The organism is Actinomycetota bacterium (assembly GCA_030774015.1).
GTDB lineage: Bacteria > Actinomycetota > UBA4738 > UBA4738 > JACQTL01 > JALYLZ01.
The window spans coordinates 1-19844 of sequence record JALYLZ010000063.1; the positions used below are offsets into that span (position 1 = coordinate 1).

Annotated in this window: 18 protein-coding genes and 2 pseudogenes; 13 read left to right on the forward strand and 7 right to left on the reverse strand. The window is 70.3% G+C overall.

Annotated features, from left to right (window positions below; genetic code table 11):
- Together M3Q23_06065 and M3Q23_06070 are read left to right on the forward strand one after the other, a co-directional pair.
- The coding region (locus M3Q23_06065; GenBank protein MDP9341661.1) for a hypothetical protein at window positions 1-952 on the forward strand (952 nt) is incomplete at its 5' end.
- An 11-nt stretch (window positions 953-963) separates the two neighbouring features.
- The gene (locus M3Q23_06070; GenBank protein MDP9341662.1) at window positions 964-1479 is read left to right on the forward strand and encodes an acyl-CoA thioesterase; all 516 of its coding nucleotides are present in this window, start codon (window positions 964-966) and stop codon (window positions 1477-1479) included.
- A gap of 16 nt (window positions 1480-1495) precedes the next feature.
- Here M3Q23_06070 and M3Q23_06075 read toward each other — a convergent pair whose 3' ends face one another.
- From M3Q23_06075 to M3Q23_06090, 4 genes and pseudogenes are all read right to left on the reverse strand, one after another.
- A complete protein-coding gene (locus tag M3Q23_06075) occupies window positions 1496-2206 on the reverse strand; it encodes an anti-sigma factor (GenBank protein ID MDP9341663.1) in 711 nt (236 codons plus the stop codon).
- A 21-nt stretch (window positions 2207-2227) separates the two neighbouring features.
- Window positions 2228-2722, reverse strand: a complete 495-nt coding sequence (locus tag M3Q23_06080; GenBank protein MDP9341664.1) for a sigma-70 family RNA polymerase sigma factor — start codon at window positions 2720-2722, stop codon at window positions 2228-2230.
- Window positions 2667-2864, reverse strand: a pseudogene (locus M3Q23_06085) (hypothetical protein). Before M3Q23_06085 ends, M3Q23_06080 begins: the two are co-directional and overlap by 56 nt.
- A 95-nt stretch (window positions 2865-2959) precedes the next feature.
- Entirely contained in the window at window positions 2960-4900 is a 1941-nt protein-coding gene (locus tag M3Q23_06090; GenBank protein MDP9341665.1) for an acetate--CoA ligase, read from the reverse strand.
- A 48-nt stretch (window positions 4901-4948) separates the two neighbouring features.
- Between M3Q23_06090 and M3Q23_06095 the strand changes: the two genes are divergently transcribed.
- Together M3Q23_06095 and M3Q23_06100 are read left to right on the forward strand one after the other, a co-directional pair.
- Window positions 4949-6379 (forward strand): LCP family protein, encoded by a 1431-nt coding sequence (locus M3Q23_06095; GenBank protein ID MDP9341666.1) that lies wholly within the window; start codon window positions 4949-4951, stop codon window positions 6377-6379.
- A 24-nt stretch (window positions 6380-6403) separates the two neighbouring features.
- A pseudogene (locus M3Q23_06100) lies at window positions 6404-6817 on the forward strand (NDP-hexose 4-ketoreductase).
- 255 nt (window positions 6818-7072) lie between these two features.
- On the opposite strand, the gene M3Q23_06105 reads toward M3Q23_06100, so the two are convergent.
- Together M3Q23_06105 and M3Q23_06110 are read right to left on the reverse strand one after the other, a co-directional pair.
- Window positions 7073-9301 (reverse strand): methyltransferase domain-containing protein, encoded by a 2229-nt coding sequence (locus tag M3Q23_06105; protein ID MDP9341667.1) that lies wholly within the window; start codon window positions 9299-9301, stop codon window positions 7073-7075.
- A 37-nt stretch (window positions 9302-9338) separates the two neighbouring features.
- On the reverse strand, window positions 9339-9887 hold the full coding sequence (locus tag M3Q23_06110; GenBank protein ID MDP9341668.1) for a hypothetical protein: 549 nt from the start codon (window positions 9885-9887) through the stop codon (window positions 9339-9341).
- 313 nt (window positions 9888-10200) lie between these two features.
- Here M3Q23_06110 and M3Q23_06115 point away from each other — a divergent pair, with 313 nt between their 5' ends.
- The 9 genes from M3Q23_06115 to M3Q23_06155 all read left to right on the forward strand — a co-directional run bounded on the left by M3Q23_06115 (window position 10201) and on the right by M3Q23_06155 (window position 19412).
- The gene (locus M3Q23_06115; GenBank protein MDP9341669.1) at window positions 10201-11166 is read left to right on the forward strand and encodes a dTDP-glucose 4,6-dehydratase; all 966 of its coding nucleotides are present in this window, start codon (window positions 10201-10203) and stop codon (window positions 11164-11166) included.
- On the forward strand, window positions 11163-12002 hold the full coding sequence (locus M3Q23_06120; protein ID MDP9341670.1) for an NAD(P)-dependent oxidoreductase: 840 nt from the start codon (window positions 11163-11165) through the stop codon (window positions 12000-12002). The genes M3Q23_06115 and M3Q23_06120 overlap by 4 nt, the downstream gene beginning before the upstream one ends.
- A complete protein-coding gene (locus M3Q23_06125; protein ID MDP9341671.1) occupies window positions 11986-12915 on the forward strand; it encodes an ABC transporter permease in 930 nt (309 codons plus the stop codon). The genes M3Q23_06120 and M3Q23_06125 overlap by 17 nt, the downstream gene beginning before the upstream one ends.
- 2 nt (window positions 12916-12917) lie before the next feature.
- Window positions 12918-14099, forward strand: coding sequence for an ABC transporter ATP-binding protein (locus M3Q23_06130; protein ID MDP9341672.1), 1182 nt, complete (start codon window positions 12918-12920; stop codon window positions 14097-14099).
- A 3-nt stretch (window positions 14100-14102) separates the two neighbouring features.
- Window positions 14103-15092 (forward strand): hypothetical protein, encoded by a 990-nt coding sequence (locus M3Q23_06135; GenBank protein ID MDP9341673.1) that lies wholly within the window; start codon window positions 14103-14105, stop codon window positions 15090-15092.
- Between the two features lie 134 nt (window positions 15093-15226).
- Window positions 15227-15601, forward strand: a complete 375-nt coding sequence (locus M3Q23_06140) for a hypothetical protein (GenBank protein MDP9341674.1) — start codon at window positions 15227-15229, stop codon at window positions 15599-15601.
- 8 nt (window positions 15602-15609) lie between these two features.
- The gene (locus tag M3Q23_06145; protein MDP9341675.1) at window positions 15610-16503 is read left to right on the forward strand and encodes a glycosyltransferase family 2 protein; all 894 of its coding nucleotides are present in this window, start codon (window positions 15610-15612) and stop codon (window positions 16501-16503) included.
- Window positions 16500-17543, forward strand: coding sequence for an NDP-sugar synthase (locus M3Q23_06150; GenBank protein MDP9341676.1), 1044 nt, complete (start codon window positions 16500-16502; stop codon window positions 17541-17543). The genes M3Q23_06145 and M3Q23_06150 overlap by 4 nt, the downstream gene beginning before the upstream one ends.
- Before the next feature lie 486 nt (window positions 17544-18029).
- The gene (locus M3Q23_06155) at window positions 18030-19412 is read left to right on the forward strand and encodes a SpoIID/LytB domain-containing protein (GenBank protein ID MDP9341677.1); all 1383 of its coding nucleotides are present in this window, start codon (window positions 18030-18032) and stop codon (window positions 19410-19412) included.
- A 3-nt stretch (window positions 19413-19415) separates the two neighbouring features.
- Here M3Q23_06155 and M3Q23_06160 read toward each other — a convergent pair whose 3' ends face one another.
- Window positions 19416-19763: a DUF5654 family protein gene (locus M3Q23_06160; protein ID MDP9341678.1), complete on the reverse strand. Its 348-nt coding sequence runs from the start codon at window positions 19761-19763 to the stop codon at window positions 19416-19418.
- Between the last annotated feature and the right edge of the window lie 81 nt (window positions 19764-19844).

Sequence of the window (19844 nt, forward strand, 5' to 3'; positions counted from 1 at the left end):
GGCCCGGCGCGCCGCGCTGGACGCGCAGGTGGCCGGCCTCCGGCAGGAAGCCGATGCGCTCGCGGAGCCGTTCGGCGGCGAGCCGCCCGACGTCGGGGCCCTCCGCGACGCCGTCCGCCGTGTGGCCGAGCTGTCCCACCGCGTCGCCGAGCTCCGCGCGGAGCGCCGCCGCCTGGATCAGGAGACCGTCGACCTGGCCCGGATCGAGGAAGCGCTGGCCGAAGCGGAGGAAAAGCTCGAGGCGCTGGCCGCCGAGGCGGAGGGTCTGTCGTTCGACGCCGAGGAGTTCGCCCAGCTGACCGCGGAACGGGACGACGCGGAGGGCTCCCTCGAAGCCGCGCAGGCGGCCGAGCGCGACGTGCAGGCCGTGCTCCGCGAGGCGGAGAAGGCGGTGAGCGTCCTGGAGGGCCGCCTGTCCGAGGCCCGGGAGACCGAGCGCCGGGTCGGCGACCTCCGAACCGAAGCTCGGTACCTGGAACGCACGGGCATGCTCCTGGACGGGTTCCGGGACCACCTGGTCACCCGAGTGGGGCCGGAGCTGTCCCGGGAGGCCGAGATCCTGTTCCGGGACCTCACCAACCACGAGTACGACGACCTGCGCATCGACGACGAGACCCTCTCCATCCAGATCGCCGACGGCGAGGCCTACCACCCGATCGAACGGTTCTCCGGCTCGGAGACCGACCTGGCCAACCTGGCCCTACGCGTGGCCATCTCCGCCCATCTGTCCAGGGTCTCGGGGGCCGACCTCGGAATGATGGTCCTGGACGAGGTGCTGGCGTCGCTCGACGTCGAGCGCAAGGACCTGTTCGTCCAGGCCATGGGCCGTCTGTCGAACCACTTCCACCAGCTGTTCGTCATCACCCATGCCGAGCAGGTGAAAGACCAGTTCCCCGCGGCCATCGAGGTCCGCAAGGTGGGCCGGCGGCGCAGCCAGGCCGCCCTCGTCTAGCATCCCCTGTCGTGGAACCGGACCTCACGCCACGCACGGTTGCGCACTCCGAGGTCATGCTGGTCCAGCAGATGACCCAGCTGGAGGCGAACCTCCTGGGGAACGTGCACGGCGGCGTGATCATGAAGCTCGTCGACAACGCCGGCGGGCTGGCCGCCATGAAGCACGCGGGAGGCCCGGTGGTCACCGCGTCCCTCGACGAGATGGCGTTCATCGAGCCGGTGTTCGTGGGCGACGTGGTGACCGTCCGCGCCTCGGTCAACGACGTCGGACAGACCTCGATGGAGGTGGGCGTGCGCGTGGACGCGGAGAACTACATCGGGACCCGCAAGGTCCACACCTCCAGCGCCTACCTCGTGTACGTGGCCCTGGACGGTGCGGGCCAGCCTCGCCTCGTCCCGCCGCTGGTGGCCGAGACGCCGGTACAGCAGCAGCGCCAGCGGGAGGCCAAGCTCCGCCGGGAGGCCCGTCTGTCCCGCAACGAGGCCATCAGGAAAGCCCGGGCCAACGAGGGCGAGAGGGCCTGAACGAAGGACGAACCGTTCATGCGGTGATCGGCGCGACGAATACTGGCGTGGTGGTGGGCTGGGGGGCGCCGGGCGCCTGCTCCACGGTCACCGCCATCTGGTTCGCGCCGGACAGGTCGAGCGCCAAGTGCACGATGGCCTGCGTCCCGGACGGGGTGAACGTCCCGCTCGGGGCCGGCGGGTTGTTCCCCCGGAACGTCCACAGCTCGTAGACCTTGCCGGACGGGGGCGTCGGAAGGCCGGATCCCACCACGAAGGCCGAGCGCTCGCCCGGACGGTACGCCAGCGTCAGCGCGCCCTGCCCGGGCCCGTGGAACTGCACGATGCGGGGACCCTGGGCCAGGAACGCGGCCAGCGCCGCGGTCTGCCCGTTCTGGCGCGGGGCGAACAGGTAGCCGCCCAGCCCGCCAGCGAACAGCAGCACGGCAGCCGCTGCGGCCGCCAGCCACCGCCGCGGGCCTCCCGGCCGAGAGACCGCAACGGCCGGCTGGAACGCCCGCCCCATGACCTGGTCCTCGAAGCCTTCCCGAACCGGAGACGGAACGAGGGCGAACGCGAGCCGGCCGGCGACCTCGTGGGTCTCCACCTCCATCCGGCGGCACTGCTCGCACGAGGCGCCGTGCTCCGCCCACAGCTGATCGAGCTCGGCGTCCTGGCCCGGGCTCGATCCGCCGAGGGCCTGCGCGGCCACCAGCTCCTCGATCCGCTCGTGCACGTTCATCGCCATCGGGTCGCTACTTTCAAGTCCTCATCGTTCCATCCACATCAGCGCCGCCCGGAGGCGGCGCATCCCGAGCAGGCACCTCGACTTCACCGTACCCAGCGGCAGCGCCAGCCGGGCCGCGATCTGTGTTTGCGACAGCCCCCCGAAGTACATCAGCTCGATGACCTGCCGCTGCTCGCCCGGCAGGTCCTCCAGCGCGCCCCGGACGGCGGCGCGTTCCTGAGGAAGGCCGATCTCCTCCACGACCACCTCCCCGGGATCCTCCGGCGGCGGCCCGGGCAGCGCGACGGACTCCTCGGCCCTTCGCCGCTGCGCCTCCTCCCGCCGCACCAGGTCGACGGCCCGGTGGTGCACCGTCGACATCAGCCACGCCCGGACGGACCCCCGCTCGGCGTCGTATCCGGCGGGATTCCGCCACACGGACAGGAACGCCTCCTGCACGGTGTCCTCCGCCAGGTGCGGCTGGTGCAGGACCCGCCGGGCCAGGGACAGCGCCGTGGGGGAGTACCGGCGGAACAGGCGCCGGAACGCCTCACGGTCGCCGCTCCCGATCCTGCGGATCAGGTCGCGGTCGCGCGCCTCCCCCAGGTCAGCGGTCGCCATGGCCGGGACCGGGATGCGTTCGCTCGACGCGCGGTGCACGAGGTGGAGGTGGTGGCCCAACGGGCTCCTTCCTGCTGCGATTCCATGGAGATTCGCAACACGAGGGGCCCCGGATCGGTCCGGTGAGGCTGATGGTGCGGGCGGGCAGGACGCTCATCCGGCCTCGAGGCTGGCGTGGATCTTGTCCACTGAACCGGGGTTCTCCAGGCTGGAGAGGTCGCCCGGGTCCTGGCCCAGCACGGTGGCCCGGATGGCCCGGCGCACGATCTTGGCGGACCGCGTCCGGGGGAGCTCGTCCACGAACACGATCCGGTCGGGCTTGAACGACTTTCCGAGGTGGTCCGCCACGACCCCCTTGAGCTCGGCGGCGAGCTCCTCGGAGGCCTCGGCGCGGGGCTTGATCACCACGAAGCACCAGATGGACTCGCCCTTGACCTCGTGGGGGACGCCGACGGCGGCCGACTCCGCCACCGCGGGATGGTGGGCCAGCGCGCTCTCCACCTCGGCCGGCCCCAGGCGCTTGCCGGCCACGTTCATGGTGTCGTCGCTTCGCCCGTGCAGGAACCAGAACCCGTCCTCGTCCACCGTGGCCCAGTCCCCGTGCATCCACACGTCCGGCCACCGCGACCAGTACGTCCGCAGGTACCGGTCCGGGTCCTTCCACACTCCCCGGGTCATGGCGGGCCACGGCTTCTTGCACACCAGCTCGCCGACCTCTCCGGGGCCCACCGGTTTCCCATCAGGTCCCCACACGTCGACGTCCATGCCCAGCGCGGGACCCCGCAACGTGGTGGCCTTGAGGTCGGTGATGGGCAGCGGGGACAGGAAGCATGCCCCGACCTCGGTCCCCCCGGAGATGTTGATGATCGGGCACCGACCCCCGCCCACGTGCTGCAGGAACCACAGGTAGGGGTCCGGGTTCCAGGGCTCGCCGGTCGATGCCAGGATCCGCAGGCTGGACAGGTCGTGCTTGCGGACGTGCTCCTCGCCCTCGGGGATCAGGGCCCGGACCAGCGTCGGCGAGATCCCGAGCGTGGTGATGCGGTGCCGCTCCACGATGTCCCACAGGCGATCGGGGGCGGGGTAGTTCGGCGCGCCCTCGAACAGGAACACCGTGGCCCCCAGCGCGCCGGCTCCGACGATCTCCCACGGCCCCATGATCCAGCCCAGGTCGGTGACCCAAAACAGGATCTCGTCGGGATGCAGGTCTGTCTGGTACGCGACCTCCTCGGTGATCTTCACGGTGAAGCCACCGTGGACGTGCACGGAGCCCTTGGGCTTCCCGGTGGTGCCGCTCGTGTAGGCCAGCAGCAGCGGGTGCTCGGGGTCGAGATGGCGGGTCTCGAACCGCTCCGGCTGCCGCGCCAGCAGCTCGTCCCACCAGACGTCGCGCCCTCGGTTCCAGGCAACCTCGGCGCCTAGTCTGGGCCAGACTACTACGCGCTGGACCGACGGCGACTCGTCAGCGGCCTCGTCCGCAACCGCCTTCATGGCCACCGCGGTGCCCCGCCGGAGCGACCCGTCCGCAGTGATGAGCACCTTCGCGCCGGCGTCCTGGAGGCGGGTGGCCACCGCGTCCGCGGCGTACCCCGAGAAGATCGGCACATAGATGGCCCCGAGCTTGGCGCAGGCCAGGGTGGCCGCGACGGTCTCGGGAGCCATCGGCATGAAGATCCCGACGGTGTCCCCCTCGGCCACTCCCAGTTCGGCCAGCCCGCCGGCCAGCCGGTCGGCCATCTCCCGCAGCTCGCGGTAGGACACCGCGCGCACCCCGCCGTCCTCGCCCTCCCACAGGACCGCGACCTTCTCGGGAGTCCGCTCGGCCCACCGGTCCACGCAGTTGTGCGCCAGGTTGATCGACCCCCCCGTGAACCACCTGGCCCACGGGATGCCGTCCGTGGCGTCGAGGACCCGTTCGTACGGCTGGTAGAACTCGATCCCGAGGTCCTTCACCACGGCGTCCCAGAACCACTCGACATCGTCCTGGGACCGTTTGACCAGCTGGTCGTAGGTGGCGATCGCGTTTGCGCGCATGAACCGCGTCACGTTGGCCCGCTCGACGTACTCCTCGGTCGGACTCCACACGATCGTCATCGACTCGGACGCTCCCTGCCACGCGATCCCGGGTACCCTTGCCCTGGCGTGGCAAAGACTATTGAACACCGCCCCGAGACGGCCCCGCAGGCCCCGCGCCGCGGGCCCCGCCGGTGGCCCCGGGTGCTCTTCCTCGCGGTGTCGTCGGTGCTGTCGATCGTGCTGGCCGCGGGCTCGGTCTGGGCGATCCAGTTCTACAAGCACGCAGACAGCACGCTCGGGCATGTGGGCCACGACGCGAAGTCCAGCGGAGAGGACACGGTCATCCACGATCGCCTCGGCCGCTGCGCGAAGGGAATCTGCAACTACCTCGTGCTCGGCAACGACTCCCGAAAAGGGTTGTCCAAGGACCAGCAGTCGATGTTCGGGAACCAGCAGACGGTCCCGGGCCAGCGGTCGGACACGATCATGCTGGTGCACGTCGACGCTCGCCTGCAGAAGGCCGTTGTGCTCTCGTTCCCGCGGGACCTGTGGGTGGACATCCCGAACCAGGGATTCGGGAAGATCACCTCCGCCTACGAAGGGGGGCCGATTCGCGTCGCACAGGTGGTCAGCCAGCTCACCGGTCTCGAGATCAACCACTTCCTGTCGGTCAACCTGGCCGGGTTCGAGAACGTGGTGGACGCGCTCGGCGGCGTCCCGATCTGCATCGACCATCCGCTCGTCGACACCCAGTATTCGGGGCTCAACCTCCCTCACGCGGGCTGCTACAACCTCAGCGCGTTCCAGGCCCTTGCGTTCGTCCGGGCCCGGCACGTGCAGTGCGAGAGCGGGATACCGGACTTCAACCGGATCGGCCGGCAGCAGCAGTTCCTCCGCGCCGTGTTGGCCAAGATCCTGAGCCCGGGCATGGTGTTGAAGGCGCCGGGGCTGGTGGACAAGGTGGCGGCGAGCCTGCTCGTCGACCGGCACATGAACCTGGCCGACATCATCTACCTGACCCGCCAGCTCCAGGGGGTCTCCACGGGCGCCGTCGACTTCCGTTCCGTTCCATCGGTCCCGTCCACGGTGGACACCTCGGCCGGCGTGGTCGACATCGTCAAGCTCGTGCAGCCGGATGCCTCGGAGCTGTTCCAGCGGCTGAGTGAAGGCAAGTCGCTCGGGAACCTGGGCAAGTCGCTCCAGCTCACGCCGCCGTCGCCGGCCACCATCAAGGTTCGTGTCTTCGACGACGCGTCGGCGGGTGCAGCGTTGAAGGTGCAGGACTTCCTCACGAAGTCGGGGTTCGACATCCAGTCGCTCGCGAACTCCAACACGCTCGGGGTCTCGGGCCCGGTGATCCTCTACAAGCCGGACACGCTGGCCCAGGCCGAGGTCGTCCAGGGGTTCCTGACGGGGGTTCCCGTGAAGCAGGCGCCGAAGGGGGCGCTCGCCGAGGCCGACGTGGCCGTGATCATCCCGGCGTCGTACGCCGGTTCAGGGGTGGCCAGCCCTAACCCGACCGCCACGCCATCCAACCCGGGCGCCGCCTGCGGGTAGACGCCGAGGCGTATCCTCGCCTCGATGTTCGAACGATTCACGGATCGGGCGCGACGCGTGGTCGTCCTCGCGCAGGAAGAGGCGAGGCTGCTCGGCCACAACTACATCGGGACCGAGCACCTGCTGCTCGGGCTGATCCAGGAGGGCGACGGCGTCGCCGCGAGGGCGCTGGAGGCCCTCGGGGTCGAGCTCCAGGCCGTGCGCCGGCAGGTGGAGGAGATCATCGGCCGGGGGCACGAAGCCTCCGCCGGACACATCCCCTTCACCCCCCGTGCCAAGAAGGTGCTCGAGCTCGCCCTTCGAGAGGCGCAGAAGCTCGGGCACCACTACATCGGCACCGAGCACATCCTGCTCGGGCTGATCCGGGAGGGCGAGGGGGTGGCGGCGCAGGTCCTCGAGAAGATGGGTGCCGGCCTGAACGTGGTTCGGCAGAAGGTGAAGGGGCTGCTGGGCGCTGAGGCTCGCCCCCTCGTGGAGGGTAGTGTGGCCTCCACGGCCGGCGAGGTGGAGGCCGGGGAACACACCAGTACGCCGAGGTGCTCGCGGTGCCAGGCCGACCTAGCGGAGCACCTCAGGTTCACCGAGCTCACGGTCTCGGAGCACCAGGGCGAAGGGACCCGAGACGTGGTCGTGTCGTTCTGCGACCGCTGCGGGACCGCGCTCGGGGTCTGGGGCGCCTGACCTGAAGCAGGCTCAGCTCTTCGGCCGGTGCACCAGCGCGGCGCAGAGCACGCCCTTCGCCGCGGGAACGCCGTCGCCGTAGGACAGCAGCCCCATGGTCCGCGGGTCAGGCACGGGTTCCCAGCCCTGCTCGGTGAGCTTGAAGTGCTCCTGCTCGGCGGCCGTCATCCCCGCCCGTTCGAGCAGCTCGTTCCACGACTCGAAGTCGTACTGCTTGAACCAGCCGCGCTCCTCGCGCCGCCCGAAGGGGACCGAGATCAGGAGCCGTCCGGTCGGGGAGAGGATCCGGGCCAGCTCCGCGAGCGCGACCGCGTCCTGGCCGTGCTGGCGTCGCTCGAACGGCAGGCCGTACTGGGTGTTGTCGTGGCCAATGTGCTCGAGCGTGGAGATGCACAGGACCATTTCGAACGCGCCGTCCCGGTAGGGAAGGCGGCGGATGTCGGCCCGGGCCCGGTGCATGTCGGGGACGAAGGCGGTGGCCAAGTCGACCCCGTGCAGCTCCGGAACTTCCAGGTCGAGCAGGGCGGACAGGTACTCGCCGGAGGCGAAGGCGTAGCCGACGTCGAGGACCCGCCGCTCGTCGCGGACCCGCGACAGGACCCACGGGATCTCCACGACCCGTTCGGTGGTGTCGGGTGGGAGCGGCGACCCCTCGCGGACGGTGAACGGCTCTCCCGAGCCCGAGCCCGAGCCCGAGCCCGAGCCCGAGCGCGACCGTGAGCGGAGCACGTCCTGGACCAGGTCCTCGATGACGATGATCTCCTTGAACTCCCGGCTTTCCAGGATGCGCTCGGTGATCCGGGACCTGGTGAGCTTCCCTTCCACCGTCAACGCCACGTGGGCGTTGCGGATGGCGTCCTCCTCGGCGGGCCGGCGGAGCGCCATGCGATACAGCATGTCCACGAACACTCCGAGGCCGGTTCGGGTCAGGGAGTGGCCGGTGATCTCGTTGATCTTCGGGTGCAGTTCCTCGCGCATCGCTCTGATCTCCATGAACGTGGGGTGGCGGCGGTGGGACCGGGGTGGCGGCGTGGACGGCGGCTGCGGTTCGGGCAGGAGGAGATCGGTGGGGGCCGAGAGGCCCGAGATGGTCCGGGCGAACTCGAGGTACTGGTCCCGGCACCGGTTCGGGTCGAGGACCTCGGCGGCGTAGCGGCGGCCGCGTTCCTCGACGACGGCGCGAAAGGCCGGGTCGCGGGCCAGCCTGAGCAGGTGCTGGCCTACCTGCTCGGTCTGGGGCCCGTCGATCTCCACCTTCAGCACGGTGTCACCCGGCAGCTCCGCCCACGAGCCGTAGTTGTTCACGATCGCGGCCCGACCCTCGGCCAGCGACCGGGCCAGCGTCCCCGAGGACTCGCCGGCCGAGGGATAGCGCAGGTTGATCACGGCATCGCACGCCTTCAGGTGCACGTAGAAGCTCACCAGGTCCACGTACCCCGCCATGCGGACCGAGCCCTTGATCCCGAGCTGGTTCACCATGCGCCCCAGGGCCCCGCCCGTGTGGTCGGCGCCCACCAGCAGCAGCACAGAGTCCGGGAACTCCGCGTGGAGCTGCGCGAACCCGCCCACCACCGCGGCGGGCTGCTTCGGCTTGGTGATGAACCCGAAGTGGCCGACCACGAACGCGTCCTGTGGGAGACCCAGCTGCTCACGGGCCTCCTGGCGGGTCATGCCCTCGACCTCCGGCGGCGGCTTGCCGGCGTGGTGCGGGATCACCACCAGCGGTACGTTCGGCGCCGCCTCGCGCATGCGCTCGGCCGTGTCGCGGCTGTGGACGACGATGCCCCGGGCCTGTTTGGCCACGTGGGCCGTCAGCGGGAACAGGAACTTCTCGAAGTCGGTGGCCAGCCAGCTGCGTCTCAACAGCGCGAGCTTCGACCCGAGGTCGCCGTACTCGCCGTGCATGATCCCCTCGTACCCCCCGGCGTCGCCCGCGTGCTCGATGGTGACGTGGGCGATGAGGTGGTGGAGCACGGCGTCGTGGAACACCGCGATCTCCGGGCGCCGCCGGGCCGCGTAGTACACGAACTCGTGATACGGGTTGTTCCCCAGATGGTAGAAGCAGGCGTCGTAGGCCTCGGGGTCCTGGAAGAACTCCGCGGGCTCCAGGACCCGCCGGGCTCCCTCGGGCCGCTGGGGCCGCTTCAGCAAGCCGGGTCTGGGGCAGAACACGTCGACCTCGGCCCGCTGGGCGACGTACGGCACGATCTCGGACGTGTAGTCGGCGATGCCGGACGGCATCGGGGGGAGGGGACTGAACCAGGCCAGCCGCACGGCGTCAGTGCGCCGCGGGCGCGTGGTGCGCCGCGGGTTCGCCGTCCGCGGACGGGGCTTCCCCGCGCAGCCGCGCCACGTCGGCCCGGAGCGCGTCCAGCTGCTCATCCAGCGACTGGAAGCGCTCCCCGGTCCTGGCGGTCAGCCCCTCGATGCGGCGGTCGAGCTCCTGGAGGATGATCTCGGTCCGCTCCAGGACGTCGTTCACCATCCGCTCGTAGAACCCGTCCCGGCGCGCCGCCACCCGGCCCTCCAGGTAGTCCAGGCGCGTCTCCCGTTCCAGCAGCTCCCAGGACAGCGCGTCCAGGTACGCCCTGGTGGCGCGGCGCCGGCGCATCTTGTTCACCACGCGATCCGGCACGACGTTGAGGACGCCGCGGCGGACCAGCGACCTGGCCGCGGAGGTCTTCCGAACGAACGCGGTGGCCACCACGCCCGGCGTGATGCTCGTGGCGCCGCCCGCCGCCTCCAGCGTGTTGATGCGCTTTCGGCGAAGCCAGTTGGACAGGCGGGCCGGCAGGAGCCGGGAGACGGTTTCCTTTGATCCGGCCATCGGGAGCCAACTGTAGCAGGCTGGCCAGCGCCGCTCCGGTGGGGCTGGCCGCGCCATCTGCGCTGCTAGACTGCCCTGGTCCGGCCTCCCAGCGGGCATCCTTCGTTGCCATGGGCGATCACATCGAGCGCGTCTTCGTGAAGCACCGTTCCGCTCGTTCGAGCGGGCCGGGGTGGCCTGTGGAGATCGTGCGCTCGCGCTATGGAGGTTTCCCCGAGCTCCCACAGGTGTACATCTGCACCACCTACCCTGGCGTGGTCGAAGCGTGGTGAAGGAGACCGTGAGGACGACCGACGGCCCGCCGGACGGGTCCCTGCACGTCCTGGTGACCGGGGGTGCGGGGTTCATCGGCTCGCACCTGGTGGACCTGCTGCTGGAGCGGCCCGGGTGCCGGGTGACGGTCCTGGACAAGCTGACGTACGCCGGCGACCTAGCGAACCTCCAGGCGCATCGGGACGACTCGCGTTTTCGGTTCGTCCGGGGTGACGTGGCGGAGCCCTCCGAGGTGACGCCGCTGGTGGTCGCGGCCGACCGGGTGGTGCACGCGGCGGCGGAGTCCTTCGTGGACCGCAGCATCGAGGACGCCGGCGCGTTCGTGCGGTCCAACGTCCTGGGAACGCACGTGGTGCTGGAGGCGTGCCGGCGGGCGGAGCGGCCGCTGCTCTACATGTCCACGGACGAGGTGTACGGGTCGGTGCCCGACGGCTCGCTCACGGAAGAGGACCCGCTGCTGCCGAACAGTCCGTACGCCGCCACGAAGGCGGGCGGGGACCTGCTGTGCCGGGCCTACCGGGTGACCTACGGCGCACCGGTGACGGTGGTCCGGGGAACCAACGCCTACGGGCCTCGCCAGCACGCCGAGAAGGCCATCCCCACGTTCGTGCTGGCGGCGCTGTCCGGACGGGCGGTGCCCGTGTACGGCGACGGGTCGAACCGGCGTCAGTGGCTGCACGTGCGGGACTTCGCGCGCGGCGTCCTGGCCGTGCTGGACCACGGGGAAGCGAGTGGCGCGGGTGGCGCGGGTGGCGTTTACAACATCGGCGGCGGCCACGAGGTCTCCAACCTCGAGCTGGCGGGGATGATCTGCGAGCTGGCCGGCGCGCCGCGGTCGCTGGTGTCCCTCGTGCCCGACCGGCCCGGTCACGACTTCCGGTACGGCTTGGCCTGGGACCGGCTCGCCGCGCTGGGCTGGAAGCCGGAGGTCGAGTTCCCGGAGGGCCTGGCCGAGACGGTGGCGTGGTACCGGCAGCGGCTGGCGGCGGAGGCGGTGGTTCAATGAGATTGCTGGTGACGGGCGCGGGGGGCGGGGTGGCCCGCGCGTTCCTGGCCCAGGTGCCCGCGCACCACGAGGTCCACGCCTTCCGCCACGAGGAGCTCGACATCGGCGACTACCACGCCGTGATGCAGACCGTCCTCGAGGTGGGGCCGGAGGCCGTGCTCAACTTCGCCGCGATGACGAAAGTGGACGCGTGCGAGACGGCGCCGGAGCTGGCCTACCGGGCCAACACGCTGGGGCCGCAGAACCTCGCGCTGGCCAGTCGGGGCTGCAATGCGATGCTGCTGCACGTGTCCACCGACTACGTGTTCGACGGCGAGAAGGCGACCCCGTACGACGAGCTGGACGTGCCGAACCCCATCTCCACGTACGCCCGGAGCAAGCTGGGCGGCGAGGACGTGGTCCGCCAGCTGACCCCCGAGCACTTCATCGTTCGCACCGGGTACGTGTACGGCGCCGGGACGGACTACCTGTCGGGAGCGGTGCAGCGTCTGGCCCGCGGCGAGCCGGCCGGCGGGCTGGTGGACCGGGTCGGCACACCCACCTTCGTCCACCACCTGGCGGCGAAAATGCTTCCGCTGGTGCTCACGGGGCGCTTCGGCACCTATCACGTGGCCGGCCCGGAGTCGGCCTCCTGGTTCGACGTGCTGACCCGGGTGAAGGCGCTGGCGGGCCTCCCGGGCGAGGTGTTCGAGCAGCGCGCCGACGAGCTGGGCCTTCCCGCTCCGCGACCCCGCGGGTCCGCGCTCACCAGCCTGTTCCTGCACGAGCTGGGCATCGATCCGCTGCCGCCGCTCGACGTCGCCCTGAAGGAGATGACCGGTGGCAGCCACGACTGACGTCTCCACGGTCAAGACCTCCGAGACGCCGAAGCTCCGGCCCATCCGCCGGTTCCGAGAGCTGTGGTCCTACCGGGAGATCCTGGCCAACCTCACCCGCAAGGAAGTCAAGGTCAAGTACACCTCCTCGGTGCTGGGCGCGGCCTGGTCGATGCTGAACCCGATCCTCGCGCTGCTGGTGTTCTGGCTGGTGTTCGGGGTCGTCCTGCCCAACACGTCGGCGCCGGACTTCCCCGTCTACCTGCTCACGGGACTGCTGGCCTGGAACCTGTTCGGTGGCTCGCTGACGCTCTCCGCCCGCTCGGTGGTGGAGAACGCGAACCTGGTGAAGAAGGTGGCGTTCCCGCGGGAGATCCTGCCCCTGGCGTCGATTGGGGCCTCCCTGGTGGACTTCGTCCTCCAGGCCATCGTGCTGGCCGTGTTCATGGCGATCCTCCGGCACCCGTTCTTCGGAGTGAACGTCGCGTTGCTCCCACTGGCGCTCCTCGCGCTGCTCACCTTCACCGTGGCGCTGTCGCTGTGGGTGGGGGCGCTGAACGTTCGGTACCGCGACGTGCAGCACATCTTGAACCTTGCCCTGCTGATGTGGTTCTGGTTCACCCCGGTGGTGTACCCGAGCGGGTTCCTGATGTGGAAGGCCGGCCACCATTCGCTGCTGGGGATCAACCTGTCCGTGGTGTACCAGGTTCTGAACCCTGTGGCGGACATCGTCATGGGGTTCCAGCGGGCCCTGTACGCCAACGTGAACTGCCCGCCCGTCATCGACGCGAGCCATCAGTGCACGCTGTACGACGTGACCGTCGGCCACCAGGCCCTCGTGCTCACGGGCGTGGTGGGGGGATCGCTGGTGCTGCTGTACCTGTTCTGGCGGACGTTCTTCCGGCACTCCGGGGACTTCGCGGAGGAGCTCTGAGCGTGTCCACGGCTCCGACCATCCAGGTCCAGGCCATCGGCAAGAAGTTCCGCCGGTACACGGAGCGGCCGACCTCGCTGAAGCAGCGGCTCACCCGGTTCCGGGTCCGGTCGGAGGAGTTCTGGGCCCTCAAGGACGTGTCCTTCGACGTCCCCACCGGCAAGACGGTCGGCCTGATCGGACCGAACGGCTCGGGGAAGACCACGCTGCTGAAGATCATGGCGGGGATCCTTCGGCCCACCGAGGGCCAGGTGGTCACGCGAGGGCGCATCGCCGCGCTGCTGGAGCTCGGCGCGGGCTTCCATCCCGAGCTGACGGGCCGGGAGAACGTGTTCCTGAACGCCTCCATCCTCGGCCTCACCCGCAAGGAGACCGAGGCCAAGTTCGACGAGATCGTGGCGTTCGCGGAGCTGGAGGACTTCATCGACAACCAGGTGAAGTTCTACTCGTCGGGGATGTTCGTCCGGCTGGGCTTCGCCGTGGCCGTGAACGTGGACCCGCAGATCCTGCTGGTGGACGAGGTGCTGGCGGTCGGCGACGAGGGCTTCCAGCGCAAGTGCCTGGACCGGATCCGGCAGTTCCAGCGGGAGGGCCGGACCATCGTGTTCGTCACCCACGCCGCGGACCTGGTCCGCCAGATCTGCGACCAGGCCGTGATGCTGGAGAAGGGCGTGATCCGTAAGGCCGGCTCGCCCGACGACGTGGTGCGGGAGTTCCGGCTGTTCTTCCTGAAGAAGGATCTGGCCTACGCCACCGACGAGGGAACGAAAGAGGTCGAGATCCTGTCGGCCGAGCTGATCCGGGAGGACGGCACGTCCGGGAACGTGGCGATGTCGGGGGAAACGCTCACCGTGCAGGTCGACCTGCGGGCCACCACGCCGGTCCAGGATCCCGTGATCTCGATCGCGCTGCACGACCAGGACAACAACTTCGTGTTCGGGACGAACACCGACTGGAAGGGCCTGCACTTCCTGCCGTTCGAGGGGAAGAAGCGGCTGCGGTTCCACCTGCGGTCGCTGCCGTTCGTGCGGGGGCGCTACTGGCTCACGCTCGGGGTCCACTCGAAGGACGCCAGCCGCGTGTACCACGTGCAGGAGCAACGGTACTCCTTCGAGGTGAAGACGGGAGCCGAGAACCCCGGGCAGGTGTTCATCCCGGTGGACGTCGAGTTCGAGGAGCTCTAGCCGGTGCGCGTGCTCGTCGTCTCGTCGTATCCGCCGCGCCATTGCGGGATCGGCGCGTACGCGGCCGCGCTGGCCGAGAGATGGCGGGAGGCCGGCGACACGGTCGTGGTGATCTCGCCACCGGACGGCGGCGGCGACGTTCGGGTGCGCTTCGACGGCGGGCGGCCGTTCGTGCGAGCGGCCCGCCTGGGAGGATCCTTCGACCGGATCGTGGTGCAGTTCCAGCCAGGGCTGTACTACCGGCCGCACGCTCCGGTGTCGAAGGTCCTGACGTCGCTCGGACTGCTGTGGCTGGTGTCCCGCAGACGCCGGACGGAGATCGTGGTGCACGAGGCCGACCGACCCATCCGGTGGCGGCCGGACTACGCGCTGCTTCGGCAGGCCCTCAAGAGGGCCAGGCTGCTGTTCCATACCGACGCCGAGCGGCGCGAGCTGGAGCGCGAGTACCGGCTGAACGCCCGGGCCCGGCTGATCGACCACGCCGAGGGGATCCGTGTCACCGGTGGCCTCTCCCGCCGGGAGGCCCGCCGGCGCCTCGAGATCCCCGCCGACGAGCGGCTGTACCTGTGCGCGGGGTTCCTGCACCCGGGGAAGGGGTTCGATCGCGCGGTGCGGGCGTTCGGGGAGGCCGGCTCGCCCGGCCGGCTGGTCATCGTGGGGTCGGTGCGCGACGAGACGCCCGGCAATCTCGCGTACGCGCGGACGCTGCGCGAGCTGTGCGCACGTACGCCCGGCGCGACCCTCGTGGATGCGTATGTTCCGGCGGAGGACTTCGACGCGTGGATCGCCGCGGCGGACCGGCTGATCCTTCCCTACCGGGTGTCGTGGTCCTCCGGCGCGCTGGCCCGGGCCCGGACCATCGGGACGCCGGCCATCGTGGCGGCGACCGGAGGGCTCCCCGAGCAGGCCGGCCCGGACGACGTGGTCTTCCGCGACGACGGCGAGCTGACCGCGCTGCTGCGGGCGGACGACCGGGTGGAGATCCATCCGTGACCCAGGCCCGCCAGGACCCACCGCGTGAGGACCCACCGCGTGAAGACCCACTTCGCCACGATCGACCTTCGAGCAAGCACGAGGAGGACTGGGACATTGAGCACGTCCACGCCGAGACCCAAGGGAGTCGCGCGATGCTGCTGGTGCTGATCCTGATCTCCGTGGGCCTGGCCGCCGCAGCGCAGATCACGCTCAAGCACGGGATGAACCAGGTGGTGGACCGGACCGGAGCCGCCTTCCGGTTCAGCGGCCCCTCCTTGAAGGCGGTCGCCCTCACGCCGGCCGTGTGGGGCGGGCTGGCCCTGTTCGGGCTCTCCGCATTCGTGTGGCTGGCCGTGCTGTCGCGGGCGGCGCTGTCGTTCGCGTATCCCTTCGCCGCGCTCACCTACGCCATCATCGTGCTGTACGACCTGTCGGTGGGGGAGCACATCTCGGGGCTGCGGTGGGCCGGGGTCGCGCTGATCGTGGCGGGGATCATCCTGGTCTCCCGGACGCCCGCGCACGGTTGACGCCCGACGTGGCCGTGACGCCGGACGTGGCCGTGACGCCCGAAGAGGCTGCGGTGCCGGACGTGGCCGTGGTGGTGGTGAACTACAACGCCGGCCAGCACCTTTCGCGATGCCTGGCCTCGGTGTTCGCCTTCGCCGGCGACGCCACCCTCGAGGTCTTCCTGGTCGACAACGCCTCGCACGACGGCAGCGCCCACCGCGCCGCGGCCGAGCACCCGGAGGTCCACCTCATCGAGAACCCCGACAACCGAGGCTTCAGCGCGGCGGTGAACCAGGGCATCCGGTGGTCCCACGCGCCGTTCGTGTTCCTGCTCAACCCCGACGCGGAGGTCTCCGCCGGCACGCTGGGCGCGCTGGCGAAGCTGGCCATAGAACGGCCCCGGATCGGCGCCATCGGACCCTGCATCCGGAACCCCGACGGCTCGGTGTACCGCTCGGGCCGGAAGTTCCCCACCATCACGGAAGCGGTCGGCCACGCGTTCCTGGGGCCGTTCCGGCCGGACAACCGATTCAGCCGCGCCTATGCGCTGGCGGACTGGGACCGCAGCACGGAGCGGGAGGTGGACTGGGTGTCGATGTCCGCCGTGCTGCTCCGCCGCGACGCTCTGGACGACGCCGGCCTGCTGGACGAGCGGTTCTTCCTGTACGGCGAGGAGCTCGACCTGTGCACCCGCCTCCGCGACGCGGGCTGGAAGGTCCTGTTCACGCCGGAGGCCGAAGTGGTCCACGAGGGCGGCGTCTCCACGGGTCGGTCCCGGCGAATGCACCTCATCCACTCGCGCAGCATCTACCGCTACTTCGCCAAGCACCGGGTCCGGGGGTGGCGCCGGGCGCTGCTGCCGTTCGCATGGTTGACGCTCCGGCTCCGGGCCGAGGTGGCCGCGTGGAGGGAGCGCCGGTGAAGGCGATCGTGCTGGTGGGCGGGGAGGGGACCCGGCTCCGGCCGCTGACGGAGACCGTGCCGAAGCCGCTGCTGCCCATGATGAACCGGGCGTTCCTGCACCGGATGCTCGACCATCTCGGCGAGCACGGGGTCCACGAGGTCGTGCTGTCGTCCTCCTACCTCGAGTCGGCCTTCCAGGAGTTCCTGGAGGAACGCCACGGCGACCCGAAGGTCACGTGGATCACCGAAGCCGTGCCGCTCGGGACGGGCGGGGCGATCGTGAACGCGCTCCCGAACGTGGACGACACGTTCCTGGTGCTGAACGGCGACATCCTGACCGACCTGGACCTCTCGGCGATGGTGGCGTTCCACAGCGGACACGGTGCGGTGGCGACGATCTCACTGGCCCACGTCTCCGACGCCCGCCCGTACGGGCTGGTGCCCACGAGAGACGGCCGGGTCATGGAGTTCCGGGAGAAGCCCGCCGAGCTCGTCCCCGGCGACGTCAACTCGGGGACCTATGTCCTGGAGCCCGAGGCGCTGGAGGGGTGGGAGGCCCAGCACATGATCTCGGTAGAGCGGGAGGTATTTCCTCGCCTCATCTCCTCTGGCGCCCCGGTGTTCGGCTTCCTCTCGGACGCCTACTGGATGGACCTCGGGACCCCCGAGAAGTACCTCCAGGCGCACTTCGACATCCTGGAGGGGAAGCTACGGGGCATCCGCGTCCCCGCGACCCATCGGGCCGACGCGGCCGGTGTCGACCTCCGGGCGCACCTGGGACGGTGGGTGGTGCTGGGCGCGGGCGTCACGGTCGGGCCGAACGCGGAGATCGACGACTCCGTGCTGCACGCTGGTGTCTCCGTAGAGCCAGGAGCGCGCGTCTTCCGCTCCATCCTCGGACCAGGGGTGGTGATCGGAGCACGAGCCGTGGTCACCGGGTCGGTGCTGGCGGAGGGCGCTCGGGTCGAGGACGACGCCCAGGTCACGGACGCCAGGGTGTCGGCGGGCCAGGTGGCCGGCCTGGAGCCCATGAGCGAGCGCCCCATCGGACCCGCCTAAAGCTCCCGAAACGGACAGACGATGTGGTACGTTGCCGGCGCCGCCGGCCCTCCAATCATGCGAACGCGCCTCGGGATCGCCGTCGTCATCGCCGCAGTCGCGGCCCTCCTCCCGGTGTCCGCAGCTTCAGCGGGCGCGGGTGGGAGAAGTTCGTCCGCGCCGGGCGGGGAGTCTTCCGCAGCTCCCGCCGACGCCGCCAAGCTGTTCACCTTCTACGGCTCGGGGTGGGGCCACGGCGTGGGCCTGTCCCAGTGGGGAGCGTACGGGCTGGCCCAGGCCGGGTGGACCCACCAGCAGATCCTGACCAAGTACTACTCCGGGACCGAGGTCGGTCCGGGTCCGAACAAGAAGGTCCCCGACGTCCTCCGGGTCGGCCTGACCTGGGACGACCCCCTCCTGCACGTCACGGCGAACGGCGGCCCGGTGCCGCTGGTCGTCGGGAGCCCCGACGCTGCCGGCACCCCCGTAGCGAGCGTTCCCAAGGGCATGACCTGGACCATCGGCACCTCCGGCGGCCAGTACCAGGTCCTCAACGCGAAGGGGAAGCAGGTCGGCGACCAGCTGTGGGGAAGCGAGACGCAGAACCTGTACGCGGTGCTCGGCGGCCCCGGCCGGTTGCAGATCACGGAAGCCGGTCACAGCTACGACAAGGGCGCCATCGAGCTCAACCTGTACTCGTCGTGCGCGGGATGCGCGGAGAACCTCCGGGCCATCGCGCTGCTCGACCCCCAGAGCTACCTGTACGGGCTGGGCGAGGTGCCCAGCGACTGGCCCATGGAGGCCATGGAAGCGCAGGCGGACGCCGCCCGGACCTACGCCTTCTACGTGGTTGACTGGCGTGGCCAGCAGCGCACGGACCACGGCCCGTGCAACTGCGGGCTGTACGACACGACCACCGACCAGGTCTACGCGGGCTGGGACAAGGAGAACCAGGGAGCTGGCTGGCTCCAGGCGGTCGACGCCACGGACGGCGAGGTCGTCACGTACAACGGTGACCTCGTCCTGGCCAACTACTACTCCTCGAGCGGCGGCTACACCGAGAACAACGAGAACGTGTGGTTCGACCAGCCCATCCCGTACCTCCGGGCCGTGTGCGACCCCGGCGACTACACGTCCTCGAACCCGATCCGCGTTTGGAACGACCAGGACTCCGCGGGCGCCGTGGGCGTCGACCTGGCCCGGTACGGCTACGACGTGGGCATCGTCACCCGCTTCGCCCACATCAAGCGCAGCGTGTCCGGGCGCATCATCTGGGTCACCGTGCAGGGGTCGGGCGGCGCCGACGGCACCTCCGTCCGCGTCTCGGGCCCGGTGTTCTCCGGCGCGCTCGGCCTGCGGGACGACAAGGTGTGGATCAACGTCGACAAGAACGTGCAGGGGCCGATCCGGACCGAGTACGACTCACTGGACTGCGCGCCCGGCATGCCCACGGGTTCGCAGCAGGGCGTGCCGGGGGGCTCGGTGCAGACCTTCGCCGACGGAGCCATCTACCGGAACGACGCCGTGAACGACTCCGTGTGGGTCCGCGAGCCGCTGTACGACGAGTACCTCGCGGCCCAGGGACCGGCCGGGCCGCTCGGGCTCCCGCGCTCCGAGTCCATCGACATCTCCGCCGGCCCCTGCGCCGGGGACGCCGTGGCCTGCACGCGCCAGACCTTCGACAACGGGCGGATCTACTCCAAGGACGGCGTGGGCGCCCACGAGGTCCACGGCGCGGTCCTCACCTACTTCCTGGGACGAGGAGGAGCGGCGGGCCCGCTGGGCTTCCCGACCTCGGACGTCACCACCGGCGCCGACGGCTCGACCAGCGCGACCTTCGAGCACGGCACGGTGACCTGTGACCCCTCCGGGAGCTGCTCGGCCTCGTAGCCGTCAGCTCTCCTTCTTTGGCGGCAGGGCGAACTGGACCGGCTCCGCGCCCATGCGGGTGGCCAGCCGTCCCAGGAAGATGATCGCCAGCACCGCCAGGAACGTGATCAGCACGGCGTAGATGAACAGCCCGGCGACCCTGGCGCCCCGGCCGAACCCTGCCAGGGCCGTGGACAGCGCGGTGTTCCAGGCCAGCGCCACCACAACCCCAAAGGCCGTGGTGACCACCGAGATCACGGTGACGATGAACTCCCGGGAGAACCGGCTGGCCTTCTGGGCCACCACGATGATCGGTGAAGCCTGCTCGTCGCCGTCCGGCGGAGGTGTCACGCCTGTCGATTCGTCGCTCATGTCCGAAATCTCCTTTCCTGGTGTCCTGGAATCCGTCGAGGAAGCGGGCCGGCCCGAACGATAGACACCGCGATCCTTGCT

Coding starts and splice junctions, on each gene's coding strand:
- M3Q23_06075 (MDP9341663.1), bottom strand. CDS start 2,206: ATGGCGATGAACGTGCACGAGCGGATCGAGGAGCTGGTGGCCGCGCAG.
- M3Q23_06090 (MDP9341665.1), bottom strand. CDS start 4,900: ATGACGATCGTGTGGAGTCCGACCGAGGAGTACGTCGAGCGGGCCAAC.
- M3Q23_06105 (MDP9341667.1), bottom strand. CDS start 9,301: ATGCCGTCCGGCATCGCCGACTACACGTCCGAGATCGTGCCGTACGTC.
- M3Q23_06110 (MDP9341668.1), bottom strand. CDS start 9,887: ATGGCCGGATCAAAGGAAACCGTCTCCCGGCTCCTGCCGGCCCGCCTG.
- M3Q23_06120 (MDP9341670.1), top strand. CDS start 11,163: ATGAGATTGCTGGTGACGGGCGCGGGGGGCGGGGTGGCCCGCGCGTTC.
- M3Q23_06140 (MDP9341674.1), top strand. CDS start 15,227: ATGCTGCTGGTGCTGATCCTGATCTCCGTGGGCCTGGCCGCCGCAGCG.
- M3Q23_06155 (MDP9341677.1), top strand. CDS start 18,030: ATGACCTGGACCATCGGCACCTCCGGCGGCCAGTACCAGGTCCTCAAC.
- M3Q23_06160 (MDP9341678.1), bottom strand. CDS start 19,763: ATGAGCGACGAATCGACAGGCGTGACACCTCCGCCGGACGGCGACGAG.